Raw genomic sequence first — 16,175 nt, 5'->3', positions numbered from 1 at the left:
ACGAAAATTCGGGAGTCGTTGACGAAATGGGCCGGCATTTTAACAGGCTCAGCGATTTGTGCTGCTCTCTCCGACTTGTGACGCAGCACGCGATTCAAATTTGCCGGTTTTGTTACTTTCACGCAGGATGCGCGGTGATTTTGCGGCTAATGTTCTCATTCGTGACACAAAATAACGTTTTGATAACCGTTGTCGTTTGGTCATTGGTAGCCGCAACGGCATAATGCCCGCCGCCCACATCATTGCAGAGTCTAGGGAGTCAGCTTGACTACGCCTGTCGAACCCTTGCGTTTGCTGCTACTGGCCGAAGAGCCAGCGTGGACAGCGTTATTGCGCGAGTGTCTGGCTCCGTTGGGGAGTGCGGCGGTGCTGATCAGCGCGCCGAACTGGGAGTCGGTCAGCAGCCTGTTCGAAGACAACCGCCACGCGGTGTTGTTGACCGTTCCTGCGTTGCAGCCGGCGCCCGGCCGTTGCAGCCTGCCGACGGTATTGCTGTTGGAACACGAGCCGGCGACCGCGCCCGACGGCGTCAGCGATTGGCTGGTGTTCGATGCCCTCGATGCCGGCATGCTCCGGCGTTGCCTGCGGCATGTGCGCGAACGCGGCGTGCTGGAAAACACCCTGCAACGCCTGGCCGAACAGGACCCGCTGACCGGCATCGCCAATCGCCAGGGCTTCCAGACCCTGCTCACGGCGCGCCTCGCCGAGAACGACGGTCGCGGCCTGGCCCTCGGGCACCTCGATCTCGACAACTTCCGCCACGCCAACGACGCCCTCGGCCATCAGGCCGGCGACCGCCTGATCCTGCAAGTCGTCGCACGGCTGAAAAGTCAGCTGGAAGTCGGCGATCAGCTGGCGCGCCTCGGCAGCGATGAATTCGCCCTGCTGATCGACACCCGCCGCGCCCCGCAACGGGCGGAATGGATGGCCGAACGCATCACCGAAGCCTTGGCCGAACCTTACTGGGTCGACGGCGAAAGCCTGTTGATCGGCTCCAGCCTCGGCATCGCCCATGCCCGCGCTCAGGGCGGTGCCGATCCGCTGATGTGGCACGCGCATATCGCCATGCAGCAGGCCAAGAGCACCCAAGGCTGCACTTTTCACATCTTCAACGAGCGGATCAACCGCAACGCGCGAAGCATGGCCGACCTCGAAAGCGAGTTGCGCCGGGCCTTGCGCCGCGATGAACTGGAGCTGCATTACCAGCCGCGCCTGAACCTGCAGGACGGCCAGATTGTCGGCCTCGAAGCCTTGGTGCGCTGGCGCCACAGCGAACGCGGTCTGTTGCCGCCGAGCGAATTTGTGCCGCTGGCCGAGCAGAGCGGCTTGATCGTGCCGCTGGGTTATTGGGTGATTTCCCGGGCCCTGCGCGACATGCAGGCATTGCGCGAGCGCGGACTGCCGGCGCTGCACATGGCGATCAATCTGTCGTTCCGCCAGTTTCAGGACAGCCAGTTGCTGCCGACGCTCAGCCGTCTGATCGCCGAGCGCGGGGTCGAGGCGCAGTGGCTGGAATTCGAACTCACCGAAACCGCCGTGATGCGCCGCAGCGATCTGGTCAAGCAGACCATGGACGCCCTCGGTCGCCTCGGCGTGCGTTTCTCGCTGGATGATTTCGGCACCGGATTCTCATCGTTCGTGCACCTCAACAGCCTGCCGATCACCTTGCTGAAGATCGACAAGAGCTTCGTCGGCGGCATGGAGCAACGCGAAGAGAACCGCAAACTGGTGCACGCGATGATCAACCTCGCGCACAACCTGCACCTGGAAGTGGTGGCCGAAGGAGTGGAGACCCGGGAGCAACTGGATCTGTTGCGAGGATTTGGTTGCGATCAGGTGCAGGGCTATCTGATCAGCAAGCCTTTACCGTTGGCGGAGCTGGTTGATTACCTGGTGGCTGATGCCAGTCAGCCTCCGCTGGGCATTGTGGTCTGACGAAACAGTGGGGGCGGGAGCAAGGCTGCTCCCGCCGACTTGTCATTCTGGCTGAGCGATCTTGAAGCCTTGAGATTGCGGCTCGAGCCGAATCATCCGCTTCATCTTCCATTCGAACGCCAGCGTCAGGCTCACCGCCGCGCAGGCCAGTCCCAGCGCCAGACCCCACCAGACGCCGGTCGGCCCCCAGTGCAGATGGAACGCCATCAGCCACGCCGCCGGCGCTCCGATCAGCCAGTAGCAACCGAGCCCGACCAGAAAGGTGGTCTTGGCGTCCTTGAGTCCGCGAATGCAGCCCATGGCAATCGTCTGCGTGCCGTCGAACAGCTCGAACCACGCCGCCACCGCAAGCAGGCTTACGGCCAGGCGAATCACTTCGGCAAACGCCGGGTCGTTATGGTCGAGGAACAAGCCGACCAGTTGATTCGGCAGCAGCCAGAACACCATCGCAAACCCCAGCATCACCACTGCACCGAAGACGATGCCGACCCGCCCGGACATCCGCGCATCGCTCAATTGCCCGGCGCCGTAATGCTGGCCGACGCGCATGGTGATCGCATACGACATCCCCGCCGGGACCATGAATGCCACCGAGACGATTTGTAGCGCAATCTGATGCGCCGCCAGTTGGGTGCTGCCCATGGTGCCCATGCACAGCGCCGCGAAGGCGAACAGTCCGACCTCCACCGCATAGGTGCCGCCGATCGGCAGGCCCAGGCGCCAGAGTTCTTTCAGGTACTGCCGGTTCGGCCGCGACAGGCCTTCGCGCAATGGGTAGGCGTCATAGGCCGGATGCCGGCGAATGTGCCAGGCCAGCGCCAGTGCCATGCAGTTGGCGACAATCGCCGTGACCAGGCCGATACCGGTCAGCCCGAGTTTCGGCAGGCCGAACATGCCGGTGATCAGCGCGTAATTGAGCAGGAAGTTGGCCACCGTGCCGGCGAGGCTGATGACCATCACCGGGGTCGCCCGGCCGATGGCGCTGGTGAAACCGCGCAGGGCCATGAAGCTCAGGTAGCCGGGCAGGGCGAACGGCAGGGCAATCAGAAACTGCCCGGCGGCGTTGACGTTGGTCTCGGTCTGGCCGAACAGCAAGAGCACCGGTTTCAGATTCCACAACAGCAACCCGGCACCCAGCGCCATCAGCCACGCCAGCCACAGTCCGGCCTGAGTCAGGCGGGCGGCGCCGATGATGTCGCCGGCGCCCTGACGAATCGCCACCAGAGTGCCGACCGCCGCAATCACGCCGATGCAGAAGATCGACACGAACGAATAGCTCGCCGCGCCCAGGCCACCGCCGGCCAGCGCTTCGGGGCTGAGGCGCGCCATCATCAGGGTGTCGGTCAGCACCATCAGCATGTGCGCCAACTGCGAGGCGATCAACGGCCCCGCCAGCCGCAGGATGGCCCAGAGTTCAGTACGCACAGGACGCTGCATGGTTTCACATCCTTATAAAAGAGGGAGCAAGAGACCGTCGATTCTCAGGGTTTGGCGTGGGTTGCACAAAGGGATAAAAAGGATGGGTGGCATGATTAAAACTCATCCTGCGACGATTCTGCTAAGTTGGCGCAATCCCGCCATTGGAGCGTTGTGCATGTCCCGTCGTCTTCCACCCTTGTATGCCCTGCGCGCATTCGAAGCGGCGGCCCGCCACAGTTCGTTCACTCGGGCCGCCGAAGAGTTGTCGATCACTCAGAGCGCAGTCAGCCGGCACATCCGTACGCTCGAAGAGCACTTCGCCTGCCGCTTGTTCCACCGCAGCGGGCGCAACCTGCAACTGACCGAGTCGGCACGCCTGCTGTTGCCGGGCATTCGCGAGGGTTTCGCCGCCCTGGAGCGGGCCTGCAATACCTTGCGCGCCGAAGATGACATCCTGCGCATGAAAGCCCCGTCGACCCTGACCATGCGCTGGTTGCTGGCACGGCTCAGTCGTTTCCGCCATTTGCAGCCAGGCAACGAAGTGCAACTGACCAGCGCGTGGATGGACGTGGACTCGGTGGACTTCAACAACGAACCCTTCGATTGCGCGGTGTTACTGAGTGACGGGCATTTCCCGCCGGACTGGGAAGCCAGCCTGCTGTTTCCAGAGGAACTGATTCCGGTCGGTGCGCCGAATCTGCTCAACGATCAGCCCTGGGACGTGACACGGCTGGCCAGCGCCGAATTACTGCACCCGACGCCAGATCGCCGGGACTGGCGCAGTTGGCTGGAACACATGGGGTTGTCGGATCAGGTGTCGCTCAAGGGCGGGCAGGTGTTCGATACCCTGGAACTGGGGATGATTGCAGCGGCTCGGGGTTATGGCGTGTCCATGGGGGATTTGCTGATGGTGGCCGAGGATGTCGCGCAAGGGCGCTTGAGTCTGCCGTGGCCGACGGCGGTCGCCAGCGGACTAAATTATTACTTGGTGTGGCCAAAAACCCGTCCGGGAGGTGAACGTTTGCGCCGCCTGAGCGACTTCCTGCAAGGCGAAGTCAGCGCCATGGCGCTGCCGGCGGTCACGCGCTTGAGCTGAAACGTTCGAGCCTGCACAATGCCGGCCTTTCGCTATACCCCTGCTGTCCGCTCAAGTATTCGGTTTCACCGCCGAATACGTGCAGGTGGGACCGTCGTGCCGGTTTCACGCATCACCCCCATTATTAGAAGATTCCGAGTCGCGATCAGGGAGGATCAGCGGGCTCGGCCAGGAGCTGTCCATGTCTCAACCTCGCGCTCGGATCGCCTCGCAGCTGGGCCTCGCGCTCGCCGTGATACTGGCGATTGTCATCAGCGGCAGTACGGTGTTCGCCCTGCGTTCGCTGGATACCGCCAACCTCGCCACCCGTGAAGAACACCTGGCCAGCGAGGCACGCCTGCTCGCCGACCAACTGAGCACTTTCCACGGCACACTGCGTGAAAGCACCCAGCGCCTGAGCGGGTTGTTCGAGAAGCGCTTCAGCGCCGGCCTGAGCATTCATCCGAGCGAACCGGTCAATGTCGCCGGCACCCAGACCCCAGGCCTGCACCTGGGCAGCGAAGTGTTGAACAACAACTTCAAGGAAGTTGACGAGTTCAAGCAAATGACAGCGGGCGTTGCCACGCTGTTCGTGCGCAGCGGCGAAGACTTCGTTCGCGTCAGCACCTCCCTGAGCAAACAGGACGGCACCCGCGCCATCGGCACTGTGCTCGATCACGCTCACCCGGCCTATGCGAAGTTGATGGCGGGGCAGGGTTATGTCGGCCGCGCCTTGCTGTTCGATCGTTCCTACATGACTCAATACACCCCGGTGCGTGACAGCAGCGGCAAGGTCATCGCGGTATTGTTCGTCGGCTTCGATTACACCGACGCGCAGAACGCCCAGTTCGACAACCTCAAGCGCTTCCGCATCGGCCAGACCGGCTCGCTGGCGCTGCTGGACGAAAAGAACCAGTGGCTGGTGGCGCCGGCCGGCGTGCAGGCGCTGGATCAAGCGGTTCCTGTGATCAATGATCTGGCGAAAGCGCCAGGTAAAGGCCGGTTCTGGAGCGACAAGTCCGAAGACTTCTACAGCATTGCCGTGCCGTTCGAAGGTGGCCCGTGGTCGGTGGTGGCGAGCATGCCGAAGGCCGAGATTCGCGCGGTGACCTGGAGCGTCGGCACTCAGCTGGCCATCGGCAGTCTGCTGGCGATGCTGCTGGCGGTCGGCTCCGTGGTCTGGTTGCTGCGCAGCAAGCTGGCGCCGCTGGGCGATCTGGTACGTCAGGCCGAAGCCCTGGGTGCCGGTGATCTGAGCGTGCGTCTGAGCGTGTCGAGCAACGACGAAATCGGCCAGTTGGCTCGCGCCTTCAACCAGATGAGCCAGGCACTGTCGACCATGGTCGAGCACATCCGCCGCGCCTCGGAAGAGGTCAACCGTCGTGCGCAGGCGCTGTCCGGTTTGTCCGGTGGCGCGTATGAAGGCATGGAGCAGCAGTCCGGCGAGATCACCAGCATGGCCGGCGCGGTAGAGGAATTCTCCGCCACGTCGCTGAACATTGCCGACAACATGGGCAATACCCAGCGTCTGGCCCAGGAAAACGCTCAGCAGACCCAGATCGGGCGCACCTCGATGGAAGAAGCGTCTTCCTCGCTGGAGCAGATTGCCGGCGCACTGAACACCACTGCGACCGTGATCAACACGCTCGGTCAGCGCTCCCAGGAAATCGGCGGCATCGTCAGCGTGATCACCTCGATTGCCGAACAGACCAACCTGCTGGCACTCAACGCCGCCATCGAAGCGGCCCGTGCCGGTGAGCAAGGTCGCGGGTTTGCCGTGGTGGCCGACGAAGTGCGTAATCTGGCGTCGCGCACTCGTCAGGCGACCGATGAAATCTCCGGGATGATTCATAGCATCCAGCAGGAAACCGGCAACGCCATCAGCACCATGGAACAAGGCAACGTGCTGATGCAGGAAGGCCTGTCGCGCAACGCCAACGTTGCTTCGGCGCTGGAGCGGATCGATGAACAAAGCCGTTCGGCGGGGCAACAGTTTGCCGCGATCACCACCGCGACCCAGGAACAGAGCAGCACCGCGACGCTGTTGAGCAGCAATCTGCAGAGCATCGCAATGGCCAACAGCGAGCAGCGCGAAGTGGTGTCGAACCTCGCAGTTACCGCCAAAGAGCTGGAAGGCCTGGCAGCCGACCTGCGCCAGGAGGTCGACCGCTTCCGTTGAGGCGTCTCTGAAATAGCTATAGCGAGCAGGCTCGCTCCCACAGGGTTTTTGTTGGACCTGTGAGGGCGAGCCTGCTTGCGTTTGGGCCCGCCACAATCTCCGCACTTACTGAGTCGCCGGCCGGTACTGCAACGCTTCGGCCAGATGCTCGCGACTGATATCCGCGCGCTTCTCCAGATCCGCCAACGTCCGCGCGACCTTGAGCAGCCGATGCGCCGAGCGCAGCGACAAGGTCAGTCTTTCGCACGCCGTCTCCAGCCAGGTTTCATCGGCTGTGGATAACTTGCAGTGCTTCTTCAACCCCGGCAAATCGAGAAACGCATTGGCACAGCCCTGGCGTTTTTGCTGGCGTTCGCGGGCCTCGGCGACCAGCGTGGCGGCGCTGGCGCTGTCCTCTCCCGGTTTCACCGCAGGGTTCAACGCTGTCGCCTCCCGCGCCACCGTCAGGTGCAAATCGATCCGGTCCAGCAACGGCCCCGACAGCTTGTTGCGATAGCGCTGCACCATGTCCGGCGTGCACGAGCACTTGCCGCTCGGTTCACCGAGATATCCACAGGGACACGGATTCATCGCCGCCACCAGCTGGAATCTCGCGGGAAACCGCACTCGCTCCTTGGCTCGGGCAATCACGATGCAACCGGATTCCAGCGGTTCGCGCAGTACCTCAAGCACCTTGCGATCGAACTCGGGCAGCTCATCGAGAAACAGCACGCCGTGATGGGCGAGGGTGATTTCGCCGGGTTGCGGTTTTGAGCTGCCGCCGACCAGTGCCGGTCCGGAGGCCGAGTGATGCGGTTGGCGAAAGGGGCGCTGCGGCCAGTGGGTCAACGGCGCGCCGTTGGCGACGGATTGAATTGCCGCCACTTCCAGCGCCTCACTCTCGGCCAGCGGTGGCAGCAACCCCGGTAAACGACTGGCCAGCAACGTCTTGCCTGTTCCCGGTGGCCCGCTGAACAGCAGGTTGTGGGCACCGGCGGCGGCAATCAGCAGCGCCCGTTTGGCGGCCAGTTGACCCTGTACTTCATTCAGGTCGGGATAGGGTTTCGCGGCATGGATCAGCCCGTCCGAGACATAAGGCTCGACTGGTGTATGCCCGTTGAAATGGGCCACTGCTTCCAGCAGATGATCCACCGCGATCACCCTCAGCCCCGAAGCCAGACACGCCTCCTCGGCATTCGCTCGCGGCACCACCAGCGTCCGCCCGGCCTTGCGCGCCGCCAGCGCCGCCGGCAACACCCCGCGCACCGCCCGCACTGCGCCGGATAACGCCAGCTCACCCAGACATTCCACGTCATCGAGCGTCAACGTCGGCACCTGCACACTCGCCGACAGAATCCCCAGTGCAATCGCCAGATCGAACCGCCCGCCATCCTTGGGCAGATCCGCCGGCGCCAGATTCAACGTGATCCGCCGCGCCGGAAATTGCAGCCCGGAATTAATGATCGCGCTACGTACTCGATCCTTGCTCTCTTTCACCGCCGCTTCGGGCAGGCCGACCATGGTCAGCGAGGGCAAACCGTTGGCCAGGTGAACTTCGACGGTGACGGCGGGAGCATCCACGCCAATCTGGGCGCGGCTGTGGACGATGGCGAGGGACATGGTCGTTCCTTGAGTTGAATCGAGGGGCCGCTTCCTGCGGGTTTTTTAAGGGTAGTTGGGGGATGTCGTTTAAGCGGGGCAAGTGGAAAGCGAAAATTTCGCAGGATGTTGCTGAAGCGAGTCGCAAAAAACCTATCCAGTACTACAAGCGGAAAATAGGGACTATTTGTGTAGGAAATAGCGACGGTGTCATTGGGCGGCAGGCCGCGTGAGTAGTCCATTTCTGAAAGTCTTGAGAGAGTACCCAAAGCGCAACATGGCTGATTTGCTTTGATGAGTTCCTCGAATACACTGAAGATTAATGCATAACGTTAAGCTTTAAATTATGATCGTTAGCTTCAGATGTTCTGAAACCGAATACCTGTTCCGTAGCGGTAAAACCCGTTTCTGGTCAGCCATATTGAGTGTCGCGGAACGTAAGCTGACGATGCTTGATGCGGCAGCTGTGTTGGCTGATCTTCGGTCTCCTCCGGGAAATCGACTGGAGACCCTGGAAGGTGATCGAAAGGGGCAATACAGCATCCGGATCAATGCTCAATGGCGAATTTGCTTCGTCTGGGGCCTTAATGGTCCTGAGGATGTTGAAATCGTCGATTATCACTGAGGTGACTATGACTAAGAATGGTATGCGTCCGGTCCATCCCGGCGAGATCCTCAAAGAGGAGTACCTGGAACCTCTGAGCCTTACAGCTGCTGCGTTGGCGAGAGCATTGAGTGTGTCTACTCCAACGGTGAACGACATTGTTCTACAGCGACGAGGTATCAGCGCTGATATGGCGTTAAGGCTTTCAATCTGCCTGGATACCACTCCCGAGTTTTGGCTGAACCTGCAATCGACTTACGATTTGCGAAAAGCTGAAATTGAGAGAGGAGCTTCCATCCGTGATCAAGTGGAGCGGCTGGCGCATTGCGCTTGATTCTGAACCCAAGGTCGAACGGCTGGGAGCTAAACAGTTGCTGTGACTACTTCTCAGAAAACATTTGAAAGGCGTCCTACGGACGCCTTTTTTGCTTTTAGCCAAACCCATGATCGTCCCGCCAGCAGAACAGTCGGTTCGAGCGCTGGTCCACACGTAACGGCAACATCACACGCACTGGCCGCACTTATCTCGAGGCGAAAAAAAACCGCCTTGAGGAGACGGTTTTCAGTTGCAGGCATCGGTGAGGCCAAGGCCTGCGCATCCTTAGCGGACACACTCACGTAATCCGAGGTTATGCAGATTTGATCGCTGGCACAAGCATCAACGATATTCCGCCAACCAGTTGCAGGCTGGGATGAGGCCTCACTCAGCCGGCGGCGTCAGCTTCGCTTCCATTTCCGCCACCTTCGCCTCAAGGCTCTCGAGCCGGGCGCGAGTGCGCGCCAGCACTACCATCTGACTGTCAAACTCTTCGCGGCTTACCAGGTCCAGTTTGCTGAAGGCGCTTTGCAGCAGCATCTTGAACTGGCTTTCGATTTCGGCTTTTGGCAACGGCGTGTCGCCGCTGAACAGGCGGGAGGCGGTGCCGCTCAGGGCGTCGAGGAAGTCTTTGGGCGCGAGCATGGGATATGTCCTGTAAACAATGGCCGGCAGTGTATCACGCAGTGTCTATAGTCATTGGCGCAGGCACGGATGCACGCTTTTCGCGCAACTGGATGCACGGCCACGCACCGTTGTTGTGCGTATCCCGAGTGCCATTTGGGTGATGGCATCTGCGGCAGCGGCCAAGGGATTGAAATCAGTGGTTTTTGGCGAGATGGCAAGCTTTCTGCTTAGTCACCTTCGACCCATGCACTGATGCAGTCGCTGTGACGAATGCAGTGCGGCAGACGGAGCGGGGAGTTTCGTCTGGAGCGGTTAGCTGGCGTCGACAACGAAGCGTTACAAAGCCAGGCACTGCGCTTAGACTTGAGTCGGGTTTGTTTTCCTGGGGCAAGTCCACCAATTCGGGAGAGAGTTTCATGAAGCTAGTCACTGCCATCATCAAGCCGTTCAAGTTGGACGACGTGCGCGAGTCGCTGTCCGAAATCGGCGTGCAGGGCATTACCGTTACTGAAGTCAAAGGCTTCGGTCGGCAGAAGGGTCACACCGAGCTGTATCGCGGCGCGGAGTATGTGGTCGATTTTCTGCCCAAGGTGAAAATCGACGTTGCCATCGACGACAAGGATCTGGATCGGGTTATCGAGGCGATAACCAAGGCTGCCAACACCGGCAAGATCGGTGACGGCAAGATCTTCGTGGTCAATCTGGAACAGGCGATCCGCATCCGTACCGGCGAAACCGATACCGACGCGATCTAAACGCCGCCACAAACCCAACGCCCCAGGAGAAAACAATATGACTCTGCGTAAATTCGCAGGGCTAGGAGCCCTGTTGTCTATCGTAATGCCCGGCCTGGCCATGGCGGCAGACGAAGTGGCAGCTCCAGTCCTGAACTCCGGCGACACCGCCTGGATGCTCACCTCCACAGCCCTTGTGCTGTTCATGACCATTCCCGGCCTCGCGCTGTTCTACGGCGGCATGGTTCGGTCGAAAAACATTCTTTCCGTGATGATGCAGTGCTTCGCCATTACCGGTCTGATCAGCGTCCTGTGGGTCATTTATGGCTACAGCATCGCGTTCGACACCACCGGCATGGAGCAGGGCGTCGTCAACTTCAACTCGTTCGTGGGCGGTTTCGGCAAGGCGTTCCTGGCCGGTGTCACCCCGGCGAGCCTGACCGGCCCGGCGGCGCTGTTCCCCGAAGCGGTCTTCATCACCTTCCAGATGACCTTCGCGATCATCACCCCGGCGCTGATCGTCGGTGCGTTCGCCGAGCGGATGAAGTTCTCCGCGATGCTGATCTTCATGGGCATCTGGTTCACCCTGGTCTATGCACCGATCGCGCACATGGTCTGGTCCGGCAACGGCGGCCTGATGTGGGACTGGGGCGTACTCGACTTCGCCGGCGGCACCGTGGTGCACATCAACGCCGGTGTGGCCGGTCTGATTGCCTGCCTGGTACTGGGTAAACGCAAAGGTTTCCCGACCACCCCGATGGCGCCACACAATCTGGGTTACACCCTGATGGGCGCAGCGATGCTGTGGGTTGGCTGGTTCGGCTTCAACGCCGGTTCCGCTGCGGCTGCCAACGGCACCGCCGGCATGGCGATGCTGGTGACCCAGATCGCGACCGCCGCTGCTGCACTAGGCTGGATGTTCGCCGAGTGGATCACTCACGGCAAACCAAGCGCACTGGGTATCGCATCCGGCGTCGTTGCAGGCCTGGTCGCGATCACTCCGGCCGCTGGCACCGTGGGCCCGATGGGCGCCCTGGTGATCGGTCTGGCGGCAGGCGTGGTGTGCTTCTTCTGCGCCACCACCCTGAAACGCAAACTCGGTTATGACGACTCCCTGGACGCCTTCGGCGTGCACGGTATCGGCGGTATCCTCGGCGCGATCCTGACCGGTGTGTTCGCCGCACCGTCGCTGGGTGGCTTCGGCACCGTCACCGACATCGCCGCACAAGTCTGGATTCAGTGCAAAGGCGTCGGCTTCACCGTGATCTACACCGCCATCGTCACCTTCATCATCCTCAAGGTGCTGGATGCCGTGATGGGTCTGCGCGTGACCGAGGAAGAAGAATCGGTCGGCCTCGATCTGGCACAACACAACGAGCGCGGCTACAACCTGTAAGCACGCGTCGCAAAAAACTTGCCCGGCTTGCCGGGCATTTTTTTGTCTGGAATTTGTCATCCCTGATAAGGCTGAAAGGATTTTTCATACGGCTTTGGTCGTGTTTACGAGGAGTGTTTTTCTGCGGCCAAAGGCTTACATCATTGAAGGAATATTAGGGCCTTTGTTTTTTTCCAGAGCGCGCTAGAATGCGCCCCGAACGTGCGGAGAACTGTATGTGGCAACAGACTCTGATAACCCTGCGGGCACGGCCCCGGGGCTTTCATCTGGTGACGGACGAGTTGCTCGCCGGCCTGCCCGAACTCAAGGCATGCCGGGTCGGTCTGTTGCATTTGTGGCTGCAGCATACCTCGGCGTCGTTGACCATCAACGAGAACGCCGATCCGGCGGTACGTCGCGACTTCGAACGATTTTTCAATCGTCTGATCCCACAAGGAACAGACGGCTATGAGCATAACGACGAAGGCCTGGACGACCTCCCGGCGCACTTCAAGGCCAGCGTGCTGGGCTGTCAGATCAGTTTGCCGGTAACGGCGGGCCGACTGGCACTGGGCACCTGGCAAGGCGTTTACCTGGGCGAGCACCGTGATCATGGCGGTGCCCGTAAAGTCCTCGCCACCTTGCACGGTGAAGGGGCATAAACCGTTGGTCACCAATGGTTACCGATTTTTTTCCGGCGACTTTCGACAGTCGCCAAAGCTGGTCTATAACTAATCTGCTTTTCGCAAGTCATGAGGTAGAACATGAGCGACGATGATCTGGAAAACGACGACCTCGAAGTAGGCGACGAAGACGAGGCCGAAGACGGTCTGGAAGCAGCAGCGGAAGACGTTGCTGAAGACGATGGCGGTGACGATACGCCGGCCCCGGCTGCTAAAGGCAAGGCCAAGGCTGCGGTATCGGTCGACGAGTTGCCGAGCATCGAAGCCAAGAACAAGGAGCGCGATGCCCTGGCCAAGGCCATGGAAGAGTTCCTTGCGCGCGGCGGCAAGGTTCAGGAAGTGGAGGCCAACGTGGTCGCCGATCCGCCCAAGAAGCCGGACAACAAGTACGGCAGCCGCCCTATCTGAGGCGTGTCGCTTGCTTGCTGAAAAAGCCCGCCGTCGCTGCGGGCTTTTTCATGGGCGAAAGAAATCTAGCTGCGGCTGTTCCAGCGGGCGAGCACTGCGGGTAAATCGGTCAGGCTGCGAATCTCGGCATCCGGCAGGCGCTCCGCTTCCCAGACCTTTCCGGCCGGGTTGAACCAGATCGCACGTAATCCGGCCTGCTGCGCCCCGGCGATGTCATCCCCAGGATGATCGCCGATATGCACGGCCGCTTCGGCGCTCACGCCACCGCGCTGCAACGCTTCATGGAACAGTCGCGCATCCGGCTTGGCGATGCCGATGTCTTCGGCACACAGCGCAAACTTGAAGTAGTCCGCCAACCCGAGACGACGCACATCGGCATTGCCGTTGGTGACCACGCCGAGGGCGTAGTGTTTGGCGAGGGTTTCCAGGATCGGCTCGACCTCCGGGAACACCTCGATCTGGTGCCGCGCATGCAGAAACACTTCAAAACTCTTGTCCGCCAGCTCCGACGCCTCGCCGTGGGCGTACCCGGCTTCTTCCAGCGCATGGAACAGCACTCGCCGGCGCAGCGCGCTGATGCGGTGCTTGAGTCCCGGCTCATTGGCCAGTACGCGCTCGCGGATTGACCACAGCTGCTCCACCGGCACCGCGCCCAGATTCGGCGCATGTTCGCTCAGCCATTCGCGCAAAACCGCTTCGGCGCTGATGATCACCGGGGCGGTGTCCCACAGGGTGTCGTCGAGGTCGAAGGTGATCAACTGGATGCTCATGAATCGTCGCCTTTCATGCGTTTGGCCCGTGGATGGGCGCTGTCGTAGACCGCCGCCAGGTGCTGGAAGTCCAGGTGGGTATAGATCTGGGTGGTCTTGATGTCCGAGTGGCCGAGCAGTTCCTGCACCGCGCGCAGATCCTGGGAGGACTCCAGCAAGTGGCTGGCGAAGGAGTGCCGCAGCATGTGCGGGTGCAGGTTTTGCCCCAGTTCGCGCTCGCCGGCCAGTTTGACCCGCACCTGAATCGCTCGCGGGCCGAGACGTCGGCCTTGCTGGCTGACGAACACGGCATCGTCCGCCGGATTGGTCAGCGCCCGCAACGGCAGCCATTGCTCCAGCGCTTCCCGGGCCTTTTTGCCGACCGGCAACAGGCGCGTCTTGCTGCCCTTGCCGAGCACCTGAACCATGCCGTCGGCCAGATCGAGCTGATCGAGATTGAGCCCGGTCAGCTCCGACAGACGCAGCCCGGAGGAATAGAACAGCTCCAGAATCGCCTGATCACGTCGAGCGAGAAAATCGTCCTCCACGGCGCCTTCGAGCAATTGCAGGGCGCGGTCGGTGTCGAGGGTTTTCGGCAGGCGGCGTTCGCCTTTGGGCGGTGCCAGACCCGTGGCCGGGTCGTGATCGCAAAGGCCTTCGCGATTCAGGTAGTGATAGAGCCCGCGCACCGCTGACAGCAGGCGCGCCAGGCTGCGCGAGGACTGGCCCTGGGCATGCAGGCGGGCGATCAGGCTGCGCAGGCGCTGGATGTCCAGGGCCTGCCAGCTGCCGATGTTCTGTTTGTTGCACCAGCCGAGGACTTTGTCGAGGTCACGGCGGTAGGCCGACAGCGTGTGCGGCGACACCTGCCGCTCACTGCGCAGGTGTTCGCAGTAAGCGTCCAGTTGTCGTTCCATGCTCAGCGTACCGAGCGCAGGGAGCTGTTGACCCGTGGTAGCACGCGACCCATGACTTCGGCGATGTAGCTGAGGAACAGCGTGCCGACCGAGCTCTTGTAGTGCTGCGGATCACGGCTGGCGATGGCCAGGATTCCGTGGATGCCCTGATGGCTGACGGCGACCACGGCGGTGGAGCCGATCTGCTTGCGCTGCTCTTCGCCGAACAGGAAGTCCAGCTCGTGTTCACGCAGGCTGCCGCTGACGCTCTTGCCTTCGGTGAGCAGGCCGCCGATGGCGGTCTGCGCGTCGGCGTGGGTCACCCAGCGGCCGACCGGGGCCGGGTTGTCGCCGAGCAGGATCAGGCTGACGAAGGGCACCTGAAAATCCTGGCGCAGGCTGTCTTCGACGCTGATCACCACGTCTTCCAGAGTGGCAGCGTCCATCAGTGCAAGGATCAGGCGACGGGTCTTGTCGAACAGGCGATCGTTGTCCCGGGCGACGTCCATCAAGTGCGAGAGGCGGTGACGCATCTCGATGTTGCGGTCACGCAGGATGGCCATCTGACGCTCGACCAGCGAGACGGTATCGCCGCGCTGATGGGGAATGCGCAGGGACGGCAGCAGTTCTTCATGCTCGACGAAGAAGTCCGGATGAGCCTCCAGGTACGCGGCAACCGCTGCCGCCTCCAGGCTCTCGGACGCTGATTCACCGGACTGTCGGGCGGGTACCTGAGGCTTATCGGTCATGGCTTCTGCTCACTCAAAGACGCACTTGTCCTTCGTATACGCGCACTGCCGGGCCGGTCATCAACACCGGTTGGCCGGGGCCTGCCCACTCAATGGACAGGCGCCCGCCCGGCAGGTCGATCAACAGTGGCGAATCCATCCACCCCTGACTGATCGCAGCTACAGCAGCAGCGCAGGCGCCGGTGCCGCAGGCCTGGGTTTCCCCGGCGCCGCGTTCCCACACGCGCAGTTGCGCGCGATGGCGGTCGATGACCTGGAGAAAACCAACGTTGACCCGCGCCGGAAAGCGCGGATGGTGTTCGATTTTCGGCCCCAGTTCATGCACCGGTGCGGTGTTGATATCGCTGACCCGCAGCACCGCATGGGGGTTGCCCATGGACACCGCCGCCAGATCGACCGGCGTACCGTCGACATCGACCTGATAACTCAGGGCCTGCTCCGGCGCCTGGAACGGAATGTCCGCCGGCACCAGGCGCGGGGCGCCCATGTTCACGCCGATCTGGCCGTCGTTACGCACGTCCAGTTCGATGATGCCGCCCTTGGTCTCGACGCGGATCTGCCGTTTGGCGGTCAGACGCTTGTCGAGCACGAAGCGGGCAAAGCAGCGCGCACCGTTGCCGCACTGCTCCACTTCGGAACCGTCGGAGTTGAAGATCCGGTAACGGAAATCCACATCCGGATTGCTCGGCGCTTCGACGATCAGCAACTGGTCGAAACCGATGCCGGTGTGCCGGTCGCCCCACATTTTTGCGTGCTTGGGCTGAATATGCGCGTGCTGGCTGACCAGGTCGAGAACCATGAAGTCGTTGCCCAGGCCGTGCATCTTGGTAAAACGCAGCAGCATGGGG

16 protein-coding genes are annotated in these 16,175 nt (G+C 61.6%); 9 read left to right on the top strand and 7 right to left on the bottom strand.

What is annotated here, in order from left to right; all coding sequences use genetic code 11:
* The first annotated feature begins 264 nt into the window (after window positions 1–264).
* On the top strand, window positions 265–1,935 hold the full coding sequence (locus QR290_RS28640) for a putative bifunctional diguanylate cyclase/phosphodiesterase (RefSeq protein ID WP_230734224.1): 1,671 nt from the start codon (window positions 265–267) through the stop codon (window positions 1,933–1,935).
* 42 nt (window positions 1,936–1,977) lie between these two features.
* Here the strand turns inward: QR290_RS28640 and QR290_RS28635 are convergent, their stop codons facing one another.
* Window positions 1,978–3,372, bottom strand: coding sequence for a NorM family multidrug efflux MATE transporter (locus QR290_RS28635; protein ID WP_115079669.1), 1,395 nt, complete (start codon window positions 3,370–3,372; stop codon window positions 1,978–1,980).
* A gap of 157 nt (window positions 3,373–3,529) precedes the next feature.
* Here QR290_RS28635 and QR290_RS28630 point away from each other — a divergent pair, with 157 nt between their 5' ends.
* On the top strand, window positions 3,530–4,450 hold the full coding sequence (locus tag QR290_RS28630) for a LysR substrate-binding domain-containing protein (RefSeq protein ID WP_289204053.1): 921 nt from the start codon (window positions 3,530–3,532) through the stop codon (window positions 4,448–4,450).
* A 181-nt stretch (window positions 4,451–4,631) separates the two neighbouring features.
* Window positions 4,632–6,608 (top strand): methyl-accepting chemotaxis protein, encoded by a 1,977-nt coding sequence (locus tag QR290_RS28625; protein ID WP_115079667.1) that lies wholly within the window; start codon window positions 4,632–4,634, stop codon window positions 6,606–6,608.
* 105 nt (window positions 6,609–6,713) lie between these two features.
* Here QR290_RS28625 and QR290_RS28620 read toward each other — a convergent pair whose 3' ends face one another.
* Window positions 6,714–8,207, bottom strand: coding sequence for a YifB family Mg chelatase-like AAA ATPase (locus tag QR290_RS28620; protein ID WP_085606079.1), 1,494 nt, complete (start codon window positions 8,205–8,207; stop codon window positions 6,714–6,716).
* Between the two features lie 325 nt (window positions 8,208–8,532).
* Between QR290_RS28620 and QR290_RS28615 the strand changes: the two genes are divergently transcribed.
* On the top strand, window positions 8,533–8,811 hold the full coding sequence (locus QR290_RS28615; protein WP_115079644.1) for a type II toxin-antitoxin system RelE/ParE family toxin: 279 nt from the start codon (window positions 8,533–8,535) through the stop codon (window positions 8,809–8,811).
* A 7-nt stretch (window positions 8,812–8,818) separates the two neighbouring features.
* Window positions 8,819–9,124 (top strand): HigA family addiction module antitoxin, encoded by a 306-nt coding sequence (locus QR290_RS28610; protein ID WP_115079643.1) that lies wholly within the window; start codon window positions 8,819–8,821, stop codon window positions 9,122–9,124.
* A 366-nt stretch (window positions 9,125–9,490) separates the two neighbouring features.
* On the opposite strand, the gene QR290_RS28605 is transcribed toward QR290_RS28610, so the two are convergent.
* Complete coding sequence (locus QR290_RS28605; RefSeq protein WP_007920416.1) at window positions 9,491–9,751, bottom strand: accessory factor UbiK family protein; 261 nt, start codon at window positions 9,749–9,751, stop codon at window positions 9,491–9,493.
* A 398-nt stretch (window positions 9,752–10,149) separates the two neighbouring features.
* On the opposite strand from QR290_RS28605, the gene glnK reads away from it, so the two are divergent.
* The 4 genes from glnK to sutA all read left to right on the top strand — a co-directional run bounded on the left by glnK (window position 10,150) and on the right by sutA (window position 12,933).
* Complete coding sequence (glnK, locus tag QR290_RS28600) at window positions 10,150–10,488, top strand: P-II family nitrogen regulator (RefSeq protein WP_002555808.1); 339 nt, start codon at window positions 10,150–10,152, stop codon at window positions 10,486–10,488.
* 37 nt (window positions 10,489–10,525) lie between these two features.
* The gene (locus tag QR290_RS28595) at window positions 10,526–11,863 is read left to right on the top strand and encodes an ammonium transporter (RefSeq protein ID WP_007951904.1); all 1,338 of its coding nucleotides are present in this window, start codon (window positions 10,526–10,528) and stop codon (window positions 11,861–11,863) included.
* 215 nt (window positions 11,864–12,078) lie between these two features.
* A complete protein-coding gene (locus QR290_RS28590) occupies window positions 12,079–12,504 on the top strand; it encodes a secondary thiamine-phosphate synthase enzyme YjbQ (RefSeq protein WP_039765261.1) in 426 nt (141 codons plus the stop codon).
* A gap of 102 nt (window positions 12,505–12,606) precedes the next feature.
* Entirely contained in the window at window positions 12,607–12,933 is a 327-nt protein-coding gene (gene sutA, locus QR290_RS28585; RefSeq protein ID WP_007951900.1) for a transcriptional regulator SutA, read from the top strand.
* Between the two features lie 65 nt (window positions 12,934–12,998).
* On the opposite strand, the gene QR290_RS28580 is transcribed toward sutA, so the two are convergent.
* The 4 genes from QR290_RS28580 to dapF are packed head-to-tail and all read right to left on the bottom strand — an operon-like array spanning window position 12,999 to window position 16,171.
* A complete protein-coding gene (locus tag QR290_RS28580) occupies window positions 12,999–13,703 on the bottom strand; it encodes an HAD family hydrolase (RefSeq protein WP_289204052.1) in 705 nt (234 codons plus the stop codon).
* Window positions 13,700–14,599, bottom strand: a complete 900-nt coding sequence (xerC, locus tag QR290_RS28575) for a tyrosine recombinase XerC (protein WP_007951897.1) — start codon at window positions 14,597–14,599, stop codon at window positions 13,700–13,702. The genes QR290_RS28580 and xerC overlap by 4 nt, the downstream gene beginning before the upstream one ends.
* A 2-nt stretch (window positions 14,600–14,601) precedes the next feature.
* Entirely contained in the window at window positions 14,602–15,327 is a 726-nt protein-coding gene (locus QR290_RS28570) for a DUF484 family protein (RefSeq protein WP_007951894.1), read from the bottom strand.
* A gap of 13 nt (window positions 15,328–15,340) precedes the next feature.
* Complete coding sequence (gene dapF, locus QR290_RS28565) at window positions 15,341–16,171, bottom strand: diaminopimelate epimerase (RefSeq protein WP_011336523.1); 831 nt, start codon at window positions 16,169–16,171, stop codon at window positions 15,341–15,343.
* Window positions 16,172–16,175: the final 4 nt, after the last annotated feature.

The organism is Pseudomonas fluorescens (genome assembly GCF_030344995.1).
GTDB lineage: Bacteria > Pseudomonadota > Gammaproteobacteria > Pseudomonadales > Pseudomonadaceae > Aquipseudomonas > Aquipseudomonas fluorescens_BF.
Note: the sequence above shows the minus strand (reverse complement) of the source record. Positions and strands in the feature narration are given on the sequence as shown.

Bases quoted from the DNA above. Each gene is read 5' to 3' on its own strand.
- QR290_RS28635 (WP_115079669.1), bottom strand. From the start codon at position 3,372: ATGCAGCGTCCTGTGCGTACTGAACTCTGGGCCATCCTGCGGCTGGCG.
- QR290_RS28630 (WP_289204053.1), top strand. From the start codon at position 3,530: ATGTCCCGTCGTCTTCCACCCTTGTATGCCCTGCGCGCATTCGAAGCG.
- QR290_RS28625 (WP_115079667.1), top strand. From the start codon at position 4,632: ATGTCTCAACCTCGCGCTCGGATCGCCTCGCAGCTGGGCCTCGCGCTC.
- QR290_RS28620 (WP_085606079.1), bottom strand. From the start codon at position 8,207: ATGTCCCTCGCCATCGTCCACAGCCGCGCCCAGATTGGCGTGGATGCT.
- QR290_RS28615 (WP_115079644.1), top strand. From the start codon at position 8,533: ATGATCGTTAGCTTCAGATGTTCTGAAACCGAATACCTGTTCCGTAGC.
- QR290_RS28610 (WP_115079643.1), top strand. From the start codon at position 8,819: ATGACTAAGAATGGTATGCGTCCGGTCCATCCCGGCGAGATCCTCAAA.
- QR290_RS28605 (WP_007920416.1), bottom strand. From the start codon at position 9,751: ATGCTCGCGCCCAAAGACTTCCTCGACGCCCTGAGCGGCACCGCCTCC.
- glnK (WP_002555808.1), top strand. From the start codon at position 10,150: ATGAAGCTAGTCACTGCCATCATCAAGCCGTTCAAGTTGGACGACGTG.
- QR290_RS28595 (WP_007951904.1), top strand. From the start codon at position 10,526: ATGACTCTGCGTAAATTCGCAGGGCTAGGAGCCCTGTTGTCTATCGTA.
- QR290_RS28590 (WP_039765261.1), top strand. From the start codon at position 12,079: ATGTGGCAACAGACTCTGATAACCCTGCGGGCACGGCCCCGGGGCTTT.
- sutA (WP_007951900.1), top strand. From the start codon at position 12,607: ATGAGCGACGATGATCTGGAAAACGACGACCTCGAAGTAGGCGACGAA.
- QR290_RS28580 (WP_289204052.1), bottom strand. From the start codon at position 13,703: ATGAGCATCCAGTTGATCACCTTCGACCTCGACGACACCCTGTGGGAC.
- xerC (WP_007951897.1), bottom strand. From the start codon at position 14,599: ATGGAACGACAACTGGACGCTTACTGCGAACACCTGCGCAGTGAGCGG.
- QR290_RS28570 (WP_007951894.1), bottom strand. From the start codon at position 15,327: ATGACCGATAAGCCTCAGGTACCCGCCCGACAGTCCGGTGAATCAGCG.
- dapF (WP_011336523.1), bottom strand. From the start codon at position 16,171: ATGCTGCTGCGTTTTACCAAGATGCACGGCCTGGGCAACGACTTCATG.